The organism is Burkholderia sp. LFS061 (assembly GCF_047978125.1).
In the GTDB taxonomy this organism is placed as follows: Bacteria; Pseudomonadota; Gammaproteobacteria; order Burkholderiales; family Burkholderiaceae; genus Burkholderia; species Burkholderia pyrrocinia_C.
Genome location: NZ_JBFPFS010000007.1, coordinates 151,514 through 173,072, shown reverse-complemented (window position 1 = coordinate 173,072; position 21,559 = coordinate 151,514). Strand labels below are relative to the sequence as shown.

General features: G+C 67.2%; 16 protein-coding genes. 12 read left to right on the top strand and 4 right to left on the bottom strand.

Annotated elements, in window-relative coordinates; genetic code table 11:
* Nucleotides 1-43: 43 nt before the first annotated feature.
* Entirely contained in the window at nt 44-991 is a 948-nt protein-coding gene (locus ACNQQL_RS09060; RefSeq protein ID WP_347063906.1) for a dihydrodipicolinate synthase family protein, read from the top strand.
* A 473-nt stretch (nt 992-1,464) separates the two neighbouring features.
* Nucleotides 1,465-2,112, top strand: coding sequence for a hypothetical protein (locus tag ACNQQL_RS09055; RefSeq protein ID WP_347063905.1), 648 nt, complete (start codon nt 1,465-1,467; stop codon nt 2,110-2,112).
* A gap of 64 nt (nt 2,113-2,176) precedes the next feature.
* Here the strand turns inward: ACNQQL_RS09055 and fliD are convergent, their stop codons facing one another.
* Nucleotides 2,177-3,688: a flagellar filament capping protein FliD gene (gene fliD / locus ACNQQL_RS09050; protein WP_347063904.1), complete on the bottom strand. Its 1,512-nt coding sequence runs from the start codon at nt 3,686-3,688 to the stop codon at nt 2,177-2,179.
* Nucleotides 3,689-4,765: 1,077 nt separating this feature from the next.
* Here fliD and ACNQQL_RS09045 point away from each other — a divergent pair.
* The 6 genes from ACNQQL_RS09045 (at nt 4,766) to ACNQQL_RS09020 (ending at nt 11,068) form a co-directional block, all read left to right on the top strand.
* The gene (locus ACNQQL_RS09045; RefSeq protein WP_347063903.1) at nt 4,766-5,179 is read left to right on the top strand and encodes a DoxX family protein; all 414 of its coding nucleotides are present in this window, start codon (nt 4,766-4,768) and stop codon (nt 5,177-5,179) included.
* A 251-nt stretch (nt 5,180-5,430) separates the two neighbouring features.
* Nucleotides 5,431-6,396, top strand: coding sequence for a dTDP-4-dehydrorhamnose reductase family protein (locus tag ACNQQL_RS09040; protein WP_072440414.1), 966 nt, complete (start codon nt 5,431-5,433; stop codon nt 6,394-6,396).
* Nucleotides 6,397-6,796: 400 nt separating this feature from the next.
* Nucleotides 6,797-8,146, top strand: coding sequence for a reverse transcriptase family protein (locus ACNQQL_RS09035; RefSeq protein WP_347063902.1), 1,350 nt, complete (start codon nt 6,797-6,799; stop codon nt 8,144-8,146).
* A 363-nt stretch (nt 8,147-8,509) separates the two neighbouring features.
* Complete coding sequence (locus tag ACNQQL_RS09030) at nt 8,510-8,839, top strand: H-NS histone family protein (protein ID WP_347063901.1); 330 nt, start codon at nt 8,510-8,512, stop codon at nt 8,837-8,839.
* Between the two features lie 336 nt (nt 8,840-9,175).
* Nucleotides 9,176-10,423 carry an MFS transporter gene (locus ACNQQL_RS09025; RefSeq protein ID WP_347063900.1) on the top strand — a complete coding sequence of 416 codons (1,248 nt, stop codon included), beginning with the start codon at nt 9,176-9,178 and terminating at the stop codon, nt 10,421-10,423.
* A 78-nt stretch (nt 10,424-10,501) separates the two neighbouring features.
* Entirely contained in the window at nt 10,502-11,068 is a 567-nt protein-coding gene (locus tag ACNQQL_RS09020) for a DNA-binding protein (RefSeq protein WP_347063899.1), read from the top strand.
* Nucleotides 11,069-11,226: 158 nt separating this feature from the next.
* On the opposite strand, the gene ACNQQL_RS09015 is transcribed toward ACNQQL_RS09020, so the two are convergent.
* Nucleotides 11,227-12,207: a helix-turn-helix domain-containing GNAT family N-acetyltransferase gene (locus ACNQQL_RS09015; protein ID WP_347063898.1), complete on the bottom strand. Its 981-nt coding sequence runs from the start codon at nt 12,205-12,207 to the stop codon at nt 11,227-11,229.
* Nucleotides 12,208-12,542: 335 nt separating this feature from the next.
* Here ACNQQL_RS09015 and ACNQQL_RS09010 point away from each other — a divergent pair, with 335 nt between their 5' ends.
* Nucleotides 12,543-12,917 (top strand): sugar ABC transporter ATPase, encoded by a 375-nt coding sequence (locus ACNQQL_RS09010; protein WP_347063897.1) that lies wholly within the window; start codon nt 12,543-12,545, stop codon nt 12,915-12,917.
* Between the two features lie 207 nt (nt 12,918-13,124).
* Here ACNQQL_RS09010 and ACNQQL_RS09005 read toward each other — a convergent pair whose 3' ends face one another.
* The gene (locus ACNQQL_RS09005; RefSeq protein WP_347063896.1) at nt 13,125-15,560 is read right to left on the bottom strand and encodes a PEP-utilizing enzyme; all 2,436 of its coding nucleotides are present in this window, start codon (nt 15,558-15,560) and stop codon (nt 13,125-13,127) included.
* Between the two features lie 326 nt (nt 15,561-15,886).
* The gene (locus tag ACNQQL_RS09000; protein ID WP_347063895.1) at nt 15,887-16,981 is read right to left on the bottom strand and encodes an AraC family transcriptional regulator; all 1,095 of its coding nucleotides are present in this window, start codon (nt 16,979-16,981) and stop codon (nt 15,887-15,889) included.
* Between the two features lie 252 nt (nt 16,982-17,233).
* Between ACNQQL_RS09000 and ACNQQL_RS08995 the strand changes: the two genes are divergently transcribed.
* The 3 genes from ACNQQL_RS08995 to ACNQQL_RS08985 are packed head-to-tail and all read left to right on the top strand — an operon-like array spanning nt 17,234 to nt 21,541.
* Nucleotides 17,234-18,625: an APC family permease gene (locus ACNQQL_RS08995; RefSeq protein ID WP_347063894.1), complete on the top strand. Its 1,392-nt coding sequence runs from the start codon at nt 17,234-17,236 to the stop codon at nt 18,623-18,625.
* Between the two features lie 50 nt (nt 18,626-18,675).
* On the top strand, nt 18,676-20,073 hold the full coding sequence (locus tag ACNQQL_RS08990; protein WP_347063893.1) for an aspartate aminotransferase family protein: 1,398 nt from the start codon (nt 18,676-18,678) through the stop codon (nt 20,071-20,073).
* A gap of 28 nt (nt 20,074-20,101) precedes the next feature.
* Nucleotides 20,102-21,541, top strand: coding sequence for an aldehyde dehydrogenase family protein (locus ACNQQL_RS08985; RefSeq protein ID WP_347063892.1), 1,440 nt, complete (start codon nt 20,102-20,104; stop codon nt 21,539-21,541).
* The last annotated feature ends 18 nt before the right edge of the window (nt 21,542-21,559 follow it).

Below are 21,559 nucleotides of genomic sequence, written 5' to 3'. Positions count from 1 at the left end.
GCACGCAGCTTGTACACGCATTCACTGAAGGAAGGAGAAACAGATGCAACACCAGCAGCAAGCGAACGTGACCATCGAGGGGATCGTACCGGTGATGCTGACGCCGTTCGACGATGCCGGCGCGATCGACTACGCGGGGCTCGAGCGGCTCATCGAATGGTATCTGGCGCACGGCGCGGATGCGTTGTTCGCGGTCGCGCAATCGAGCGAGATGCAGTTCCTGAGTCTTGCCGAACGCGCGGAACTGGCGCGCTTCGTGGTCGAGCGGGTGGCCGGGCGCGTGCCCGTCGTCGCATCGGGGCACGTCAGCGACGATCTCGACGCGCAGGTCGCCGAACTGTGCGCGGCGGCCGAATCGGGTGCGCAGGGCGTCGTGCTCGTGACCAACCGGCTCGATCCGCAGCGCAAGGGCAGCGCCGCGCTGCTCGACCATCTTCACAGGCTGCTCGCGCGACTGCCGTCGGATCTGCCGCTCGGCCTGTATGAGTGTCCGGCGCCTTACCGGCGGCTTCTTTCGGATGACGAACTGCGCGCGTGCATCGACACGGGCCGGTTCGTGATGCTCAAGGACGTGAGCTGCGACCTCGAGACGGTGAAGCGGCGCGTCGCGCTCGCCGCGGGATCGCCGCTGAAGATCCTGAACGCGAACGCCGCGATTGCGTGGGACGCGATGAAGGCGGGGTCCGCGGGCTTCAACGGCGTGTTCACCAACTTCCATCCGGATCTCTACCGGTGGTTGCGCTCGCAAGGAGGCGCGAACCCGGCGCTGGCCGACGAACTGTCGACGTTCCTGGTCGTGTCGGCGGTGTCGGAAGCGCTGGGCTACCCAGCGCTCGCGAAGATCTACCATCAGCGGATCGGCACCTTCGGGTCGATCAAATGCCGCGCGATCGATTACGACGTGCGCGAACGATTCTGGGCGCTCGATGCGGTGCTCGACAAGATCGTGGCCGGTACCGAGCATTTCCGCCGGCGGATCGCCGCGCAATAGCGGATGCGGCGCGCCGTGCGGTGCTGGCGGCGTACCTGCAACGTCCCGGATGGTATGAGCCCGGCGCCGCGTTCGTGCCGGGTGCGTAACGCAACGAAACCATCGGGATGCCAGATTACATCGGTGGCGGCAATGCCGCCTGCCGCGACCACACCACTGCGGTAGCCGGCCGGGACGGGCACGATGCCCGTTGCCACGAACGGCGGTGCACCGCGGACACGCCGTCCGGCCTTCATCCACCGCATCACAAAATCGAACCGCCCGCGCTCCACGAGCGCGGCGCCGACGCGCGTCCGACTCCTGCGCTGCGTACTGCTTCGGTGGCGTCCGGTGACCTGTCCGGCACGCTCCGTCACCGCACGACAAAAGCATACAAATCTGCTCAATCCGTCTATCGGTTCTTGTAACGGTTCGTAATATTATGCCTCGGAGCGTTTTTTACCGATGAACCGTTGAATCCGTATTCGTTTCCGATGCAACCAGTGACGACGACTAGCCAGCCACCGATCCTGGCGGCGCCGGTAGATGCCATGCTGCACGCCGTGATCGACGAGGTCGTCCATCGGAGCGTATCGGAAGCGACGACGCGCAGCGGCTACATGCGGTGCGCCGACTACGCGATCGTCGGCGCACAGGTGCTGACGCTGCTGACCGGCAAGGCTTACCGGCCGTTCGCGGGCGGCGAAGTGATGGATTTCGGCAACGGCAACCTGTACGCGCTGTGCACGACGCGCGAGCGGCGCCGCACCGCGCGGCATCTGTCGCACCTCGCGCGGTATCACTGCTGGATCGAAGCGCGCCACGACGACGTCGGTGGCCGCGTGCGCAAGGAGATCGTCGACTTCACGCTGCGCCACGACGAGACCGTCGCGAACAATCTGGGGATGCCGTTCGCCCGCGCGTACCAGGCGTATTTCTGGGGCTGGGAGGACGAGCACGCGGTGCCGGCGGAGTTGCACGATCATCCCGTATTCGCGAAGCAGGGCCCGGTCTGGCGCTGGGCCGAGCGCGAATGCACGACGTTGCTGCGCGCATACGAGCGCGAACGGCCAGGCTATTTCGGGCGTCAGGTGTCGCGTGCGATCGATTTGTTCGCCGACCGCGTCGAGGGGCTCGGCTGACGGCTCGACCCGCTCGAACCATTGCGCGGGAACCGCCGAAGCGGTCACCGCGGGGCCCGGCCGTTCATCTTTTCGCCAGCGTGCCGCTGCTGTTTGCGCCGCCGAACAATCGCGTCAGGTACTGCGAGTTCGAGTTCATCTTGGCCATCAGCGTGTTGAGTGCCGTGAACTGCGCTTGATACTGCTTGGTCAATTGCGCAGCGTAGTCGGACAGATCGGACTGCTGCTGCGTGATGCGCTTCAGATCGGCGTTCAGTGCGGTCGTGCGCACGTCGATCATTCCGTTCTTCTTCGTAAATTGCGTGATCTGCTCGGTCAGGCGCGTGCCGATCCCGTTCGTCGGGTTGAAAAGGCGCGCGACCGCCGCCGGGTTGGCGGACAGCGTGTCGCCGAGCTTCGCGCTGTCGACGCTCAGCGTGCCGTCCCTCTCGAGCTTGATGCCGATCGACAGCAGGTTCGCGTGCCCGCTGCCCTTCTCGGTGTCGCCGCTGTCGACGCCGCGCGCGACGCTCGATGCGAGCGAGTTGCGGATCGTGTTCAGCGTCGAATCGCCGATCAGCGCGCCTTGTGCGCTCGCGCCTTCCGTGTAGCTCGTCAGCGCGCCCATCGTCTTGACGACGGTGTTGTACAGGCTCACGAAATTCGTGATCGTCGCCGCCTGCGATTTCGTGTCGGTGCTGACCGTCAGCGTCTGCGTATCGGTCGCGCTGACCGCGGCCGCCGACAGGTTCAGCGTGATGCCCGTCAGCACACCCGACACCGCGTTGCTCGCGCTGGTCGACGCGATCCCGTTGATCGCGAACTTCGCATCCTGTGCGACCGCGCTTTGCCGCCACGCGGCCGCGCTGTTCGCCGATTCGATCTTCGACGCGCCGCCGGCCGTGTCGGCCGTCGACGTGACGCCGAGGCTCGACAGCCCGTTGTCGTTGGTCACGTTGCCGACCGCGACGCTGATCGCGTTCGCCGCGCCCGTCTTCGACGATGCGAGCACGAGGTGCGCGCCGTCGGTGCCGTTGATGACCGTCGCGCTGATCCCCGGGTTGTTCGACGCCGCATTGATCGCGGCCGCGATGCCCGACAGCGTGTTGTTCGTGCTGCCGACCTCGACCTTGAACGACTGGCTGCCGAGCGACAGCGTCAGCGTGCCGGTACCGAGTGCCCTGGTCCCGTTGAAGCCCGCCGACGACAGCGCCTGCGCGGTCGCGATCTGCGTGACGCCGACCGTGTAGGTGCCGGCGACCGCGCCCGCACCCGCCGTCGCGGTCAGGCCCTTGCCGCTCGCGACGGCGTTGAACGTCGACTGCAGTCCGCCGTTCGTCAGCGATGCGAGGCCCGCCTGGAGCGCGCCCAGCGCCGACGACAGTGCGCCGAATGCGGAAATCCGCGTGCTGCCGGTCGCTTGCGACGCGGCAAGCGTCGCGGCACGGCCGGCCGTCTTCGCGTTCACCAGCGTCTTGACCAGCGTGCCGACGTCCATCGACGGATTGCCGGTCGAGCCGTTGATGATCGACTGCGCCGCCTGTTGCATCAGGCTGTTCGCGTTCGCGCCGCTATTCACGGGCGTGTTCGTTGGCATGGGTGGGCTCCGGTTGAAAGGCGATCCTGCGACGAACGGCTGTCGAGTCCGCTCGCGGTGATCCGGGCGGCCTCGTCGCGATTCGCCTGCATGCGGCCTCCCGCGCGACGCATGCCGGGGTTCACGGGAGGCGTTGGGGAAACGTAAGAACGAATCGGTGCGCCATCGTATATTTAAACCGGCATTAATTGGTAATTTTTTGTAATTTTTGTTGAGAAAATTGTAGGTGGAGGATGGCGAGTGAATACGCGATGGCGGTTTGCGATTCTTCATCGTAAACGCATGATTTTTATTGTATTTATTGAGGGATGTTTTCTGGAGTTTAAAACTTGCCGAAAGCGTGAATGTTTGATGGGGAATTTTTCGTTCATGCCGCTAAACGTCAGGCGGAGCAGCTGCATGGAGCAGGCGTCATGCTTGGTCAGTATCGAGCCGCAAACCTTGTCAGGTAGGCGATATCACGCTACATGAGATGTCGGGCCACGCGTACGTGAAACGTTTTCGGTTACCAATTTTCATTCCCGGTCCGTGTGTCTTTGATCGAAAGAAGATCACTAGATGACTGTAAAGACGATCGAATTGCTACGCCGAATCAATGACGAATGAAGCACGCGTAGAACGCGTCGCCAATTAACTGTCGAGACGAGTTGTTGTGACCGGCATGTGTCAATTGGTGCCAACAATATCAATTGAATAAGTCGGCCAGGAAGAAGAGGAACAGTTTTCCTGATCTGGAAACACGAAAACGGAGCGATTTGCGCGGGGCCGAAAGTCGTTTGCGCTGCCCCGTCATCCGCCGTGTAACGGTCTTGTTGCGTCCGATTGTCTACTTAAGTGAGACAGCGAATCGCTTCAAGGAGGATTGATGATTCATGGTGAGACAGTAGACTGTACCCGTGCTTCGCCAGAACCGATCCGGAGCGCGCCAGGAACGGCGCAACCGGAAGGATTCTTCGGCGGCGGGCCGTCCGGTCCGCTGTCCGATTGCGCGAGGAGTGGTCCGTTGCCGACCTGGCGTGCCGATTCGGCGCGCATCGGCGCCGGATGCCTCAAACCGTCAATTCAAGGGTGTTTGCTATGCGTTACGTTTCGCTGGAGTCGAAGAAGGACGAGCTGCTGCTGGCGGCTCGCGTGCTGCTGATGATCCTGTTCGTGCTGTTCGGCTGGCAGAAGCTGAACGGCTTCTCGGGCACGGTCGCGTACATGGCGTCGACGGGGAACCCGGCGCCGGAACTGACGGCCGTGATCGCGGTGGCGGTCGAACTGGCCGGCGGCCTGCTGATCGCGATCGGCTTCTATACGCGTCCGCTCGCGCTGGTGTTCGCCGCCTATACGCTCGCGACCGCGCTGATCGGCCATCGCTACTGGGCGCTGCAGGGCATGGACCAGTATATGGCGATGATCAACTTCTACAAGAACGTCAGCATCATCGGCGGGTTGCTGTTGCTCGCGCTGACCGGGCCGGGGCGGTATTCGCTCGACCGGAAGTAAGGCGGCGCGAAGTTTCAGTGCAGTATGGCAGGCCCGGTGCGCGCAAGTGTGCCGGGCTTTGTCTTTTGGGTGGCGGGCGAATCGCCGGTGGCTCCGGAGCTTGCGTGCGCCGGGTGGCGATTCCGCATGGTACGGTTCGAGGGTCGTTTGTCGTTGATCGGTTGCGCACCTTTTCCGCTATCCTCCGGACGACCACAGCTCGAACGCCGAACGCGACCCCGCGCCTCCCTACGTCACCCGAATCGCCGCCCATGCCAAGCCCAACTTCGTCGACCGAACTCCCGACCATCCTCGTCATCGGCGCCTCCGGTCTGCTCGGCCGCGCGGTTGCCGCGTCGCTGGCCCGCGAATCGTCGCTGACGCTGCTCGCGACCATCCGGAACCCGCAAAGCGCAGGCGCAAAACTTCTCGCGCTGCCCCCGGAAAACATCGCCCGACTCGACGCGCTCGACCAGCCGGCCCTCGAACACCTCTTCGAAACCCGCAAACCGGCCGCCGTCATCCTCTGTGCAGCCGAACGCCGCCCCGACGTCTGCGAACGCGACCCGGCCGCCGCGCGCGCCATCAACGTCACAGCACCGGCCCGCATCGGCGCGCTCGCCGCGCGATATGGCGCATGGACGCTGGGCATCTCCACCGACTACGTATTCGACGGCAAGGCGGCCCCGTACCGTGAAGACGCCACGCCGAACCCGCTGAACATCTACGGCCGCACGAAGCTGGAAGGCGAAGCTGCGCTCGTCGCCGCATCGCCGCTGTCGTGCGTGCTGCGCCTGCCGTTGCTTTACGGCCCGGTCGCCGACTGGAGCGAATCGGCCGTCACGAGCCTCGTCCCCGCGATCGTCGCTTCCGCGCGCCCGGGTGCCGACGCGGTCGGCATGGATGCATGGGCGATCCGCTATCCGACCTACACGCCGGACGTCGCGCAAGTCATCCGCGACCTGACGCTGCGTCATCTCGCGGGCGCGTCCATCACGGGTATCCGTCATTGGTCGGGCGAGGAGCCGATGACGAAGTACGACATCGCGCAGCGGATCGCGGCAGCGCTCGGCATCGACGCATCGCTCGCGCCGATCGACAAGCCGACCGATGCGACGCCGCGCCCGTACGACTGCCATCTGGACGCGTCGCGCGTGCGCGAACTCGGGATCGATTACGCGACGCCGTTCGATACCGCGTTGCGCACGGTGCTGCGCGATGCGCCGCAGGTGCCGTAGGATCGGGCGCCATCCGAGGCTTGCGGCGCACGCCCGACGCTGGCCTGCCGATTCGCCCCAAGGGCGAATCGCAAACACCGTGCAGCACCTCACGGCGCATCGAGGCGCCAAGCCATGCAACTGAAATGGCTCGAAGACTTCGTCGAATTCGCGCGCGCAGCGGCGGCGCGGGTCTGCCCGCCGGGTTTGACATCCCGCCTTCCCGGCCTATAAAGTCCCGACGCGGGGCGGTGGGTCAAGCACACGCCCGGAACAGGCAGCCGATGTTCCAGGACTACGGGGCTACCCCGTGGATCAGATCGACACCCCGATGCGTCGCAAGAGCGCGGGTTGCGCGTCGCGCAACGACTGCTCTCGCAGTACCGGTCACGTTGACTCATCGTCCCGCCCATCCATTGCCATGTACGCGTCCCTGTTCGATACCGTCCGCGTGATTGCCGAAGCGATGCTGGCCGGTTCGCCCGAACGCGGCGGCATCGTTGCCCGGATGGCGGCCGTGCTCGGCGATGCGCCGCCGTGGGCGCACGAAATCGCGGATGCCGCGCTCGCGCGCTTCGGCCCGAAGTGGGCCGACGCCGACATCGATGCGCTTGCGGCGGACCTGGCCGATGCGCCAGGATTCGTGCGCGCGTGGTACGGCGACGACCGCCCGGCCGTGATCCGCGTCGTGCGGCGGCCGCCGGTCCAGTGGCCGTTGCCGGCGCCGCTTGCCGGCTGCGACGTGCCGCAATGGGCGACGCCCGGCGATCTCGCTGGCTGGCTCGGCGTGAGCGAGCCGGAACTCGACTGGCTGTCCGACCATTGGCGCGTCGACGCACGCGGCGGCACGACGCCGCTGCATCACTACACGTACGTTGCGGTCGACAAGCGCAGCGGCGGGTGCCGCGTGGTCGAGATCCCGAAGGGGCGGCTGCGCGAAGCGCAGCGCCGCATCCTGCACGGGCTGCTCGATCGCATTGCGCCGCACGGCGCGGTACACGGCTTTCGCAAGGGGCACGGGATCGTGTCGTTTGCGGCGCCGCACGCGGATCGCGACGTGGTCGTCCGTTTCGATCTCGCGGATTTCTTCGTGTCGGTGCGCGCCGCGCGGGTCCATGCGCTGTTCGTCACGCTCGGGTATCCGGCCGAAGTCGCGCGCACGCTCACCGGGCTGTGCACCAACCGCGTGCCGTCGGCGCGGCTGCTCGCGCCGGACCTGCGCGAGCGGCTCGACTGGATTGCCCGGCAGCGCTACCGCAACCGGCACCTGCCGCAGGGCGCGCCGACGTCGCCGGCGCTGGCGAACCTGGGCGCATTCCGGTTCGACATGCGGCTCGCCGCGCTCGCGCGTTCGCTCGATGCGACCTATACGCGCTATGCCGACGATCTCGCGTTTTCGGGCGGCGGCGCGCTCGCACGCGAAGTCGAGCGGCTGCAGGTCAGGGTTGCCGCGATCGCGCTCGAGGAGGGCTTCGCGCTGCACCTGCGCAAGACCCGCGTGATGCGGCGCGGCACGCGGCAGCAGCTGGCCGGCGTGGTCGTCAATCGTCATCCGAATCTGGCGCGCGATGAGTTCGATCTCCTGAAGGCCATCCTGACCAACTGCATCCGGAGCGGACCGGCGTCGCAGAACCGCGACGCGCATCCGGATTTCCGCGCGCATCTCGCCGGACGCGTAGCGCATGCGGCCGCGCTGAACGCGGCGCGCGGCGCGAAGCTGCGCGCGCTGTTCGACCGGATCGCGTGGGATGCTGACGGCGTTGGCCGGTAAGGCGTCCTGGCAGGCATCGGCTTCGGCCGGCAAACGGCACGTCGGGCACGTCGTTCAGGCTCGGGCCCGCAACTCGTGCAACACGGCGACGCGCACTGCTATCATTCGCGCCATGCCGCGCCGGTGTCAGGTGCGGCGCATGACCTGCCGCAGCCGTTCGCCGTGCATTGGTACGCGGCGTGCCGCGCGCTGCCGGCCCGACCCGATCTGTTTTTGACGCGCGACGTCGTTTCGTGCGCGTCGCGCAAACCATGCCGGCTCGGCCAAACGATTCGCATATGTGACAGCACCGATCGGCGGAACTTCGTGGTAGGTTCGGCCATCGGAGTTTTTTGCAAAAACATGCCCAAAGAGGATGAATACATGACCCAGGCTCTGCAGGAACTCGAAGCACAACTTCGGGACCTGAACATCAAGCTGTCGGACGCAAAGCAGAAGGAGAAGCAGGCCGCGCTCGCGGCCTTCAAGGAACAGGTCGAGCTTTTGGGAATCACGCAGCAGGAAGTGCTGAGCGCGCTCGGCTATATCGTCCAGCGAAAACGCAAGGCGCCTGCCAAGTACTACGATCCGACGACCGGCCGCTCGTGGTCGGGCCGCGGCCCGCGGCCGAAATGGCTCGAAGGCAAGGATCTCGACATGCTCGTCGTCGACCGCGAGGCCAGGACCTGGTGGCCCGGGGACGATCAGGGCTGAAGCCCGCCGCGGCGCCGTCCGGTTCGCGCGCGCGGGCCGGCCGGCACCACCCGGCCAGCACAATGTCTTTCGTTCGGTGTCCGGCCTGATCGCGACATCGCCGGCCTCGCCGCCGACACCGGATCGCCGCTTTCCCGTTCATTGCCCGCCGATTCCCGCTCTCCGTCCCGGAAAGCGGGCGCGCGGCGCATCCTGAAGCGTCGCCGTCCATGCGCGCATGACGGACGGGAGCGGGGGGTGACGCGCGCCCGCACCGCCACGCATCGGCACGTTCGCCGGCCCGTCATGCGCGGGCACAGGCCTTAGAATGTCGCCGGACTTTCGTGGCAGGACACCATGGCAGCAAACATCAAATCCCCGGCGCTCGACGGCTCGTCGACCCCGCGCGCGGAGCAGGTCGGCCCCTACGCGTGGAAAGCGCTGGCCGGGTCGGCGATCGGCTATGCGATGGACGGCTTCGACCTGCTGATCCTCGGCTTCATGCTGCCCGCGATCACGGCGGCGCTGCAACTGACGCCCGGGCAGGGCGGCGCGCTGGTCACGTGGACGCTGATCGGCGCGGTCGCGGGCGGCATCGTGTTCGGCGCGCTGAGCGACCGCTACGGGCGCGTGCGCGTGCTGACCTGGACGATCCTGCTGTTCGCGGTCTTTACCGGCCTGTGCGCGTTCGCGCGCGGCTTCTCGGATCTGCTCGTCTACCGCGCCATCGCGGGCATCGGGCTGGGCGGCGAGTTCGGGATCGGCATGGCGCTCGCGGCCGAAGCGTGGCCTGCGAGCAAGCGTGCACGCGTGTCGTGCTACGTCGCGCTCGGCTGGCAGGCCGGCGTGCTGCTGGCCGCGCTGCTGACGCCGTTCCTGCTGCTCCACATCGGCTGGCGCGGCATGTTCGTGGTCGGCGTGCTGCCCGCGCTGCTCGCGTGGGTCATGCGCAACAAGCTGCACGAGCCGGAAGCGTTCGTGCAGCGCGCGGCGCAGCCGAAGTCCAACGGGTTTCGCATGCTCGTCGCCAACGGCCGCACCGCGCGCACGAGCCTCGGCATCGTGATCCTGTGTTCGGTCCAGAACTTCGGCTACTACGGGATCATGATCTGGCTGCCGACCTTCCTGTCGAAGCAGATGGGCTTCTCGCTGACGAAGTCGGGGCTGTGGACGGCGGCAACCGTCGTCGGGATGATGATCGGCGTCTGGGTGTTCGGGCAACTGGCCGACCGGATCGGGCGCAAGCCGACGTTCCTGCTGTACCAGCTCGGCTCGGTCGCGACGGTCATCGCGTATGCGCGGCTGTCGGACCCGACGGCGATGCTGTGGGCCGGCGCGCTGATGGGGATGTTCGTCAACGGGATGGTCGGCGGCTACGGGACGCTGATGTCCGAAAGCTATCCGACGGCCGCACGCGCGACCGCGCAGAACGTGCTGTGGAATATCGGCCGCGCGGTCGGCGGTTTCGGGCCGGTCGCGGTCGGCGCACTGGCCGCGCACTACTCGTTCCAGACGGCCATCGCGTTGCTCGCCGGCCTTTATGTGCTCGACATGGTCGCGACGTTGTTCCTGATTCCCGAGCTCAAGGGCGTCGAGCTCGAATGAGCGCGGCGGGCGCGGGCCCGCTTGCGGTCGGAACCCGATGCGATCGCACACACCGCAACGACATCACCGGAAACCACGATGCAACCAAGGAATAAAACGATCGGCGTGATGGGCTCGGGCAAGGAACCGTGGCTCGCGTTTTCGGAACCGCTCGGCGCGTGGCTCGCGCAGGCCGGCTTCAACCTGCTGACGGGCGGCGGGCAGGGCGTGATGCTGGCGGTCGCGCGCGCGTTCGCCGGCGTGCCGGGGCGCGCCGGGAGATCGATCGGCATCCTGCCGACGCAGGCCGATCCGCTCGCGGGTTTCGTGCCGCTCGCCGGCTATCCGCATCCGTTCGTCGACATCCCGATCCTCACGCCGCTGCCGCGCCGCGAGCCGGGCGCCGATCCGCGGACGATCAACCGCAACTATGTGAACGTGCTGAGCAGCGACCTGATCGTCGCGCTGCCGGGCGGGCACGGCACGGCCGAGGAGATTTCGCTCGCGCGGCGCTGGGGCAAGCCGCTTGTCTGCTTCGGGCCGGATGGCGCGTTTCGGGAGCTGGCTGCCGGCGGCGCATGCACGTCGTCGCTCGACGACGTGATCCGCTTCGTGGAAGACGCGTTTGCGCCGGAGCAGGTGCAGGTGGCGCAGGCGCTGCGATAGTTCACGCGTTCGGCTTCGACCGCTTGCGACCTGCGCCGCCGCGCGGCGATGAATCGGGCGCGAACGTGTCGGCCGAGATACCGGGACAGTGTGCGCCGCGAAATGTTGGTGCGCCGGACGACGCCGTCGATCGACAGGCTGTCGATCCCGGTTGAACCTCAGCAGCCGGACGGTCCCGGCCGGCTGAAACGTTGCTCGACCACCTCGGTTCCCCATTGCGTGCCCGCGGACTCGCCGGTCAGCGTAAAGCCGAACGACTCGTACAGATGGCGCGCGGAATCGAGGCCCTTGAACGTCCACAGGCAGGTTTCGCGAAAGCGCTGCTCGTCGACGAAGCGCATGGCTTGCGTCATCAGCTGGCGCCCGATGCCCGATCCGCGCAACGCGTCGTTCACGATGAACCATCGCAGATGCGCGACGCCGGTCGCCGGGTTGCCGTCGATCGCGAGCGACGCGAGCGTCCGCCCGTCCTCCTGGCAGAGCCAGAGCGCCTTGCCGTCGGCCGGCAGCGCGCCCGCGAACTCGGCAAGCTCGGTCGCCACGCGTTTTTCGAAAAAGGCGCCGAATCCCCAGTGCTCCGAATAGAAGCGCGCGTGCAGGCTCGCGATATCGCCGATGCAGCCCGGCTGGTAGCCTTCGCGGATCTGCGGTGCGTCGGGTGCCGCGGCGGGCGACTTGGCGGCGTTATCCTGCGCGAGCGCATCGGCATACAGCGCGAGCGAACGCAGCAGCGCCTGCTGGTCGGCCGGAATCATGCGGCGCAGCGCATTCGACACCTGATCCGTCGCGAACTGGTCGATTCGTTTCCGGAGCTTTTTCCCTTCGGCGGTGAGGGTCAGCTCGGTCGCGCGCGCATCCTCGCTCGACACGCGGCGCTCCACGATCCCGGCGGCTTCGAGCCGCGCGAGTTGCCGGCTCGTGTTCGATTTGTCCAGGCGCAGGATGTTGCCGAGATCCCGGGCGTTGATGCCGGGCGCCATCCCGATCTCGAGGATCGCGTGGACGGCCGAAGGCGCCCAGTCGCTGTCGGCCAGCGTGGCGCGCATGAAGCCGAGCTCGCGAACCAGTTTGCGGGAGAAGTCGCGAAGCTCGAGGATGGTCGCTTCGCGAGGCTTGGCGGGAGCGTCGATGAGATCCATGGTCTGCCCGAAAAGGTTGCGTGTCGCAATCGATAATAGTTGCGGATCGCAACTTGATCAAGGCGGATTTTCGGCGAAGCGGCGGCCCCCTTTGGTCGCCGTCGGGTGAGCGGCGTTGAAGTCGATCAAGGGGCCAGAACGAGTCGGCAGTTTTTGGCGGTGAATGGTCGCGGCGCGGGTGGCGCAGTGCGGTGACGTGGACGCATACTGGGTGTATCGAGTCGACCTGCGGGCAGGAGTGCCGACCGATCGTCGATCCGGTTGCGCGATCGCGGGCCATCATCCGGACATGATGCATCGTCGTCGATCCAGGTCCACCGACCACGGAGACCACCATGAACAAGCTGTTGCCGATGACGATTGCGTTGCTTGCCGGATCCTGCATCGGCGCCGGACCGCTCCACGCTGCCGGCAGCATGGATGCGCCACCCTGCAGCGCGGCGCATGCGGCGGATCAGGACGGGAACGCCCCGATGTCGGGCACGTCGGTCCGCAGCTTTTCGACCGCCGGTTGCTCGGGCGCGGTGCTGCAGGGCGAACGGGCGACCGCGACGGTCGACGGCGACCGGGTCGAACTGCGGGACGGCACCGTCTATGTGAACGGCCGGTCGTACGGCGCCGTCACACCCGCGCAGACGGTCGAATACGAGGCCGCGCACGACAGGCGCATATTGAAGGTCGACGGGAAAGTCCGCACGCCGCAGCGCTGAGTGCCGATTCCGGCCCCGTCGGCCGTGACGGGTCACGTCGTCTTCGGATCGCTGACTTCCATTCCCGCGCGCACGTCCTGCTGGATGCCGTACTGCGCAAACGGATGGCGCAGCCCGTTCCGCGACAGCGCGTCCATCCCCGCAATCGCCTGTTCCAGTGCATCCGGCGCCGGCCCCTTCGACACGCCGGCAGGCGGCGCGCGGCGCTTATTCGACCAGCGTCAGCCGGCCGTCGCTGAGCCGCACTTCGCGCCCGACCCATGCCGCGTCGACGCGCGGCAGCACGGCCGACGGCTTGCGCAGCTCGCGCAGCAGCGTCGCGCCGTGCGACAGCCGGCCACCCATGCGCGCGATCACGGCGCGCGCGGCCTGGTACTGCGCGTGCCGGCCCGGGTCGAGCGTGTCTTCCAGCAGGATGTCGCGGCCGAGCACGCCCTGCGTGTGGCCGGGATAGATCATGAAGCCGGTCGCCTCATCGGCGCCTTCGCTGCCGTCCTGCCAGAAGCTGCCGTTGCGTTCGCGGCGCTCGGGATGAGGCGCGAACCACGCGTCGCGATCGGCGGCCGGCATCGCATGATGCAGGCGGAAGAACACGCGCATCAGGTTGTCGCGATACCACTCGCGCACTTGCAGATACCAGCCGCGCATGCCCGGCGCGCCGAGCGTATGGAGCACGCGAACCGGCAGCGGCCAGTCGGGAAACGCCTGCAGCGGCAGGTCCGTGGCCGCCGGCCGCGCGGTGCCCGGATCGGTTTCCCACGGCAGCCGGTGCGGGCTGTCGTCGAGCTGGCCGTACACGGTCGGCGGGCGCCCCCATAGTGCGCCGCCGCTGCTGGCGAGCGATGCCGCGATGCACAGGTTGCCCTGCACCACGAACACGTAGAAGCGCGTGAACCAGTCGGCCAGTTGCCGGCCGTCGGCGCGCTGCTCGACGAGCGTCGCGAGTTCCCGGTCGAAGCGCCGCAAGCCGTGCTCGAGCGTCGGCAGGTGCGTGCGCGCGACGCGCAGCATGCGCCAGAACACCGGCAGCGATCGCAGCAGGCGCAGCGGTCGCCAGCGCAGCGGCGGCGTCGCGCCGCCGATCTCGCCGCTGTAGTTGCCGGCCGATACGCCCCAGTCGGCCAGGCGCGCCAGGAACAGGTCGTTGTTGATGTACGACGCGCCGCCATGGAGCGCGGTGAACGGTTCGTTGTCCCGCAGCACGCGTGCATCCCAGCGCGCCATGATGGCCGGGATGCTGCCGGCCGCGCGACGTTGCGCATACTCGACCAGCCGGCTCGGCTGCGGCGGCAGGATCTCGGCGATGTTGGCCGAGGTCAGGTGCCGGTGCCAGCCGTAGCTGCTGATCGGCCGGTACTGCAGCAGCCACAGCCGCGTGCCGTCCCATGCCCATTCGACATCGCCCGGCACGTAATGGAACGCGCGCAGCACGCGTTGCAGGAAGGTCCACAGTTGCGTCGCGTTCAAGCCGTGCGCGGTCGGGAACGTGCCGCTCTGCCAGGGCTCGCCGAGCCGCGACAGGATCGCGCGCTGCGGGCTCGCCTGCCCGTCGGCGAGCGTTTCGAGGTGGTCCTGCACCCATTCGACTTCGACCGCGAGATGTCGCACGAACGCGATGCCCGACAGTACGGGCGCGACGAAGCGCTGCACGACCGCTTCCTCGAGTCCGCCGTCGAGCAACTCGGCCACGCGCGCGGCCGCCTGCGACGCCGGCACGCGCAGGAACGTCGTGTGCAGGCCGGCATTGGCCGCATCGGCCTGGTCTTCGCCATGACTCGACGACCGGACTGCCCACTCGGCATCGGGCTGGCTCGCGAGAAAGCCGGGCAGGCGCGGGTCGTCGGCTCGGGTGAGCGACAGCGCGGGCGGTACGGGCAGACCGGCCATCGTGGCCAGCGCCAGGCGTCCGCCTTTCGTGTGCGCGACGAAACCCGTGTCGCCTGCTTCGAGCCACCGCGCGAAGGTTGCCGGCGCATCGATCCACGGATAGTGTCCCCAGCCGGCCTGCAGCGTGACGGTGAGGTCGGCGCGCGCGAGGATCGCCGACCACGCGGCGGCCTGGCGCACGCCGAGCACGTTGTCCTGGTCGCCCCACACGAGTTCGATGCGATCGGTGATCCACTCGAGCAGCGGCAGCGCGGTATCGGCGCGCACGAGATCCCAATGCGGCAGGAACGCACGGCAGCGCGCATAACCGGCGCCCATGCGGCGGTACTGCGCGTGTGTCCAGGTCTGGTTCGAGAACTTGCGTGCGAACAGCGTCGGGTAGCGCGAGAGCAGCCAGTGGATCGCTTTGCGCAGCGGCTTCGGCGCCATCAGTTTCGGCAAACGCCGTTCCCACAGGAACGCACCGACGGGCGCGAGCAGCACGCTGCGGCTGAAGTGGCCGGGGCGCCGCTGCAACGCGTGCAGCACCAGCAGTGCATTCACGCCGACCGCCATGATCGCGTGGCCCGGTTCGGTTGCGTCCAGCAGCGCTTGCGCGTAGGCGGCGAGGTCTTCGCACGGCGGCGCGGGATTGTCGCCGAAGCCCGGCAGTTCCAGCGGCACGGGTTGGTAGCGGTGGAAGTGGGGCAGCGCATCGTCCCACCAGTCGGCAGCGCTGCCGTTGCCGGCGAGGAGGTACAGGATCGGTTTGCTCATGGAGGCTTCGTCGGTCGACGATCGTCGCGGTTGCGCTCGCCCGATTACGCGGCGGCGTCAGTGGATGCCGCGGGTCTCTTTCGCATTGCGTCGATGCGAGCGGAATCGGAGCGTGGCCGCGTTCGGATTGATTGTTGCGGGCATTCTACGCGAGTCGATTCATTGCGATTTTCATTCCGGGTTGCGGATTTTTCGATGCGCGATCTATACGCGTTACCCGGTTGTCGATTGACCGACTTGTCGAGCACGTCTCCATTCAGGCGCTGGTCATGGATGACGTGTGCAAAGAATCCCGATGTCGGCAATGAAGCCGTAACCGGTGCTGCTCACGCGTCGACGTCCGGCTCGGCGCGCGGCGCCTTGCCGGTCCAGCGCCGGTACGCATGACGGAAGCTGCGCGGCTCGCTGTAGCCGAGACGTTCCGCGATCGCCGCGACCGTCAGCGTGTGGTCGTCGAGCATCCGCGCCGCTTCGTCGTGACGCACTTCGTCGAGCAGCGACTGAAACGTGATGCCGTCCTTGTCGAGCCGCCTCCGCAGCGTGCGCTCCGTCAGATGCAGCGCATCCGCGAGCGACGTCATCGACTTGAAGCGCGGCAGGTCGCGCGCCATCAGCTCCTTCGCGCGATCGGCGAAGCGCGTGCCGACCGACGCGGCCCACTGACGTTCGAGTGCTTCGCACTGATAGTGCAGTGCGTTGAAGCTGACTTCGTTCGCGAGGCGCGGCGTTTCCGTGCCGTTCACGGACGTGAACACGAGACGGTTGTCGCCCGCATTGAACGCGACCTTGCAGCCGAAGTGGCGCGTGTAGTCGGCCGCGTTGCGCGGCGTGCGGCGCGCAAGCTGCAGCTGCTCGGGCCAGACCGGCTTGCCGACGAGGTCGGACACGATCAGGCGCAGGCTGGACAGGCACATGTCGACCTGAAACACCTCGAGATCGGGCTCGCCGTTGTAGCGGCCGATCGTCACGCTCATGCCTTCCGCATGCGCATCGATACGCACATCGAAATACAGCCCCATGAACAGCGGAAACTGGCTCATGCACCGGAACGCCTGCATCACGGAGCCGCTGATCAGCATCGCATAGCCGGCGAGGCCGAGCGTCGACACGTGCAGCCGCGCGCCGATCGACAGCCCGATCGACGGCACGCCGCTGCAGCGCAGCAGGTTGCGGAAACAGCGCTGCTCCTGGCCGCGATTCACGTGCAGGTTCGGCGACGCGACTTCGTCCGCGCCGAGCCCGGTGCCTTCGAGCAGCGCGGCGCCGTCGATGCGCCGCACGCGGCACTCGTCCAGCGCGACCGCGATCGCGTGGACGGTGGCGGGAATGTCTTCCTGGCGTCCGGCCGGACGCGCGAGGCCGAGCGACGAACGCAGGCTGCGCTCGGCCCTGCTCTGGTTTCGATGGGAGCGGCTGTCCATGGTGCGGATGCGGCGACGGGATCGCGTAGAACATAGCCGGAATGTCCGCAAAACGCCAGTGCGGCACAGCACCATTCATGACTGGCCGGCACGACGCGCGGCGATGTGTCCGCAAATATCCCTCGATTACGTCCGCTTTTCTCATTCGTCGTCGATTTTTTGACGCACCACACTCGTTTCCGAATCGTGCAATGCACGCGTTGCCGACGAAACGAGTGTTGACGTCATGAACGCAATCCACGTGAGGACAGCATGAACAACGACAGGCCAGGTCGGTCCGCATCGGTCGCTTCGACGAATGACTCCGGGCCGCGCGCGCATCGATGCGACGCAAACGGACGACGCAACGCGCATCCGCTCGGACTGTTCACGCTGGTGATCTTCGGCCTCGCGTACATGCTGCCGATGACGGTGTTCACGACCTACGGAATCGTCACGAGCGAGACGAACGGGCATCTGACGGCCGCGTATGCGGTCACGCTGATCGCGATGCTGTTCACCGCGCGCAGCTACGGCCACATGGCGCGGCTGATGCCGAGCGCCGGGTCGGCCTATACGTTCTCGAGCCGCAATTTCGGTACGTCGGCCGGCTTCATGGTCGGCTGGGCGCTGCTGATGGACTACCTGTTCATCCCGATGATCAGCTACCTCGCGATCGGCATCTACATGAAGCAGCTATTCCCGGCCGTGCCGGCCAGCGTGTGGATCGTCGCGAGCATTGCGCTGGTCACCGGGTTGAACATCATCGGCATCCGGCTCGTCAATCGCGTGAACCTGATCCTGATCGCGAGCCAGCTCGTGTTCATCGCGATCTTCGTCGTGGCATCGGCGCGGGTCGCGAGCGGCGAAGGATTGTCGATGGCCATCGCGTTGCCGTCGTCGGGCGATGCGCGCGCGATCTTCGCCGGGGCCGCGATCCTGTGCCTGTCGTTCCTCGGCTTCGATGCGGTCACCACGCTGTCCGAGGAAACGCGCGAGCCGCGGCGCACGGTCCCGCGTGCGATCCTGCTCTGCACGCTGGCGAGCGGCCTGCTGTTCATGCTGATCGCGTACATCGGACAAGTGGTGTTTCCCGACTGGCACGCGTTCAGGGATCTCGATTCGGCTAGCCTCGAACTGATGCGGCGCATCGGCGGCGGCACGCTGTCGGCGCTGTTCGTCGCGGTGTATGTGGCCGGCTGCTTCGCAAGCGCGATGGCCGGCCAGGCGAGCGTGACGCGCGTGCTGTTCGCGATGGGCCGCGACCGGGTGCTGCCCGAGCGCGTGTTCGGCCACCTGCATGCGCGGCTGCACACGCCGGTGCGCGCGACGCTCGTGGTCGGCGTCGTGTCGCTGTCCGCGCTGTTCGTCACGCTCGATCTCGCGTCGACGATGATCAGCTTCGGCGCGCTCGTCGCATTCGCGATCGTGAACCTGTGCGTGATGCGCAGCTATCTGTGCCGGCCCGAGCACCACCATGCCGCGGGCTGGATCACGTTCGGCGCGATGCCGGCGATCGGCTTCGCGATGAACGTGTGGCTCTGGTCGGGGCTGTCGCGCCAGACGTTCTACGTCGGCATCGGCTGGCTCGCGCTCGGGCTCTGCCAGCTCGTGTGGCTGACGCGCGGCTTCACGCGCCCGGCGCCGACGCTGTCGATGAATTGAACGACCGGTCGCGCACTGCCGGTTTTGAAACCCTGAAGGAGGAGTGACCCATGAACGCCGTTGACGTCAATCCCGATGCGGACCTGCAGGCGCTCGGCAAGCGCCACCTGCTGATGCACTTCACGCATGCCGATGTGTATCGCGACCACGCGCTGACCGTGTTCGACCGCGGCGAAGGCTGCTGGCTCGTCGACCGCAACGGCAAGCGCTACTTCGATGCGCTGGCCGGACTGTACTGCGTGCAGGTCGGCTACAGCCACGGCGCGGAGATCGGCGACGCGATCCGCGAGCAGATGGTGCGGCTGCCGTTCGCAACCAACTGGGGCTATGGCCACGAGCCGGCGATCCGGCTCGCGCACAAGCTCGCGGCGCTCGCGCCGGACGGCCTGAACCGCGTGTTCTTCACGTCGAGCGGCTCGGAGTCGAACGAATCGGCGATCAAGCTGGTGCGCCAGTATCACCAGTCGCGCGGCGAGCCGCAGCGGCGCAAGTTCATCGCGCGGCGCGTCGCGTATCACGGCACGTCGTTCGGCGCACTGGCACTGAACGGAATGACGAACTTCCGCAAGCATTTCGAGCCGCTGATGTCCGGCGTGCGGCATGTGGGCAACACGAAGCGCTACGGCCGCCCGGCGGGCGAGACGGAAGCGCAGTTCACGCGCCACCTGCTCGACGAGATCGAATCGCTGATCGTGCAGGAAGGGCCGGACACGGTCGCCGCGATCGTCGTCGAGCCGCTGCAGAACGCGGGCGGCAGCCTGACGCCGCCGGCCGGCTACACGGCCGGGCTGCGCGACATCTGCGACCGGCACGGCGTTCTGCTCGTCGCGGATGAAGTGATCTGCGGGTTCGGCCGGCTCGGCGAATATTTCGGGTCGGCGCGCTACGAGCTGAAGCCGGACGTCATCACGTTCGCGAAAGGCATCGCGTCGGGCTACGTGCCGCTCGGCGGCGTGATCGCGAGCGACGCGGTCGTCGATACGGTGCTCGACGGGCCGCAGCAGATGTTCCTGCACGGCGCGACATACGGCGGCCATCCGGTCGCATGCACGGCCGCGCTCGCGAACCTCGCGATCATGGAGCGCGAAGGCGTGCTCGCGAACGTCCGCGACAACGAAGCGATGTTCCGCCGGACGCTCGACGGCCTGCTCGAACTGCCGTGCGTCGGCGACGTGCGCGGCGACGGTTACCACTACTCGCTCGAACTCGTGACCGACAAGGCCGCGCGCCGCTGGTCGGCCGGCATCGGCGCGCAGGCGTTCGTGTCGACGCTGCTTGCGCCCGCGATCTTCGACGCGGGGCTGCTGTGCCGCGCGGGCGTCGATCACGAAGGCACGCCGATCGTGCAGTTCTCGCCGCCGCTCGTGATGTCGCGCGACGAGATCGTGTGGTTCGTCGCGCAGATTCGAGACATCCTCGTCGACACCTATACGCGTGCGATGCGCTGAGCCGGGATCCTCACAACAGGAGCATTCGATGCGAACGTCACAACAGTCCTATATCGATGGCCAGTGGCTCGACCCGGCCGATGCACGGTCGATCGACGTGGTCGACCCGGCCACCGCGCGACCGTATGCGCAGCTCAGGATCGGCGGCGCGGCCGACGTCGACCGCGCGGTCGGCGCGGCGAAGCAGGCCTTCGAAACATACTCGCGCTGGTCCGTGGCCGAGCGCATCGCGCTGCTGCGGCGCGTGCTCGACATCTATCGGCGCCGCTACGAAGAGGTCGCGCAAACGATCAGCCAGGAGATGGGCGCGCCGATCGCGTTCGCGCGCGCGATGCAGGCCGCGGTCGGCACCGCGCACCTCGAACAGACGATCCGCGCGCTGCAGTCGTTCCGCTTCAGCACGCAGACCGATTCGCTGCTGGTGTCGCACGAGCCGATCGGCGTGTGTGCGCTGATCACGCCGTGGAACTGGCCGATCAACCAGATCGTGTGCAAGGTCGCGCCGGCGCTCGCGGCCGGTTGCACGATGGTGCTCAAGCCGAGCGAGATCGCACCGTTCAGCGCGATCCTGTTTGCCGAAATTTTGCACGAAGCCGGCGTGCCGCCCGGCGTGTTCAACCTTGTGCACGGCTACGGGCATGAAGCGGGCGATGCGCTGTCGCGGCACCCGGATGTCGACATGGTGTCGTTCACGGGTTCGACGCGCGCGGGCGTCGAGGTCGCGAAGGCCGCCGCCGATACCGTGAAGCGCGTGCACCAGGAGCTCGGCAGCAAGAGCCCGAACCTGATCCTGCCCGACGCCGATATCGACGATGCGGTCACACGCGGCGTGCGCAGCTGCTTCAGCAATAGCGGCCAGTCGTGCAACGCGCCGACGCGCATGCTCGTGCATGCCGATCATCTGGCGCTGGCCGAGCAGGCCGCGCGCCGCGAGGCGGAACGCACCGTCGTCGGCGATCCGCGTTCGCAGGAGACGGGCATCGGGCCGGTGGTCAGCCGCACGCAGTTCGACCGCATCCAGCATTTCATCCGGCTCGGGATCGAGGAGGGCGCGACGCTCGTCGCAGGCGGCCCGGGGCGGCCGGACGGGCTCGGCGACGGCTTCTACGTGCGGCCGACGGTGTTCTCGAACGTCACGCCGGGCATGACGATCGCGACCGAGGAAATCTTCGGGCCGGTGCTGTCGATCATGACCTACCGGACCGAGGATGAGGCGGTCGCGCTCGCGAACGATTCGGTGTACGGGCTCGCGGCCTACGTGCAGTCGAAGGATCTCGAACGCGCGCGCCGGATCGCCGCACGGCTGCGTGTCGGCAACGTCCACATCAACTATCCGGCGTGGAACCCGGCCGCGCCGTTCGGCGGCTACAAGCGCTCGGGCAACGGGCGCGAGTATGCGGAGTTCGGCCTCGTCGAGTATCTGGAGACGAAGGGCACGACGGGGTACACGGAAGGCGGCGCGCGATAAAGACTGCGTTTGCCGACG

Bases quoted from the DNA above. Each gene is read 5' to 3' on its own strand.
- ACNQQL_RS09030 (WP_347063901.1), top strand. From the start codon at position 8,510: ATGACCCAGGCTCTGCAGGAACTCGAAGCACAACTTCGGGACCTGAAC.
- ACNQQL_RS09020 (WP_347063899.1), top strand. From the start codon at position 10,502: ATGCAACCAAGGAATAAAACGATCGGCGTGATGGGCTCGGGCAAGGAA.
- ACNQQL_RS09035 (WP_347063902.1), top strand. From the start codon at position 6,797: ATGTACGCGTCCCTGTTCGATACCGTCCGCGTGATTGCCGAAGCGATG.
- ACNQQL_RS09060 (WP_347063906.1), top strand. From the start codon at position 44: ATGCAACACCAGCAGCAAGCGAACGTGACCATCGAGGGGATCGTACCG.
- ACNQQL_RS09000 (WP_347063895.1), bottom strand. From the start codon at position 16,981: ATGGACAGCCGCTCCCATCGAAACCAGAGCAGGGCCGAGCGCAGCCTG.
- ACNQQL_RS08990 (WP_347063893.1), top strand. From the start codon at position 18,676: ATGAACGCCGTTGACGTCAATCCCGATGCGGACCTGCAGGCGCTCGGC.
- ACNQQL_RS09055 (WP_347063905.1), top strand. From the start codon at position 1,465: ATGCAACCAGTGACGACGACTAGCCAGCCACCGATCCTGGCGGCGCCG.
- ACNQQL_RS09005 (WP_347063896.1), bottom strand. From the start codon at position 15,560: ATGAGCAAACCGATCCTGTACCTCCTCGCCGGCAACGGCAGCGCTGCC.
- ACNQQL_RS09040 (WP_072440414.1), top strand. From the start codon at position 5,431: ATGCCAAGCCCAACTTCGTCGACCGAACTCCCGACCATCCTCGTCATC.
- fliD (WP_347063904.1), bottom strand. From the start codon at position 3,688: ATGCCAACGAACACGCCCGTGAATAGCGGCGCGAACGCGAACAGCCTG.
- ACNQQL_RS09010 (WP_347063897.1), top strand. From the start codon at position 12,543: ATGAACAAGCTGTTGCCGATGACGATTGCGTTGCTTGCCGGATCCTGC.
- ACNQQL_RS09025 (WP_347063900.1), top strand. From the start codon at position 9,176: ATGGCAGCAAACATCAAATCCCCGGCGCTCGACGGCTCGTCGACCCCG.
- ACNQQL_RS09015 (WP_347063898.1), bottom strand. From the start codon at position 12,207: ATGGATCTCATCGACGCTCCCGCCAAGCCTCGCGAAGCGACCATCCTC.
- ACNQQL_RS08995 (WP_347063894.1), top strand. From the start codon at position 17,234: ATGAACAACGACAGGCCAGGTCGGTCCGCATCGGTCGCTTCGACGAAT.
- ACNQQL_RS08985 (WP_347063892.1), top strand. From the start codon at position 20,102: ATGCGAACGTCACAACAGTCCTATATCGATGGCCAGTGGCTCGACCCG.
- ACNQQL_RS09045 (WP_347063903.1), top strand. From the start codon at position 4,766: ATGCGTTACGTTTCGCTGGAGTCGAAGAAGGACGAGCTGCTGCTGGCG.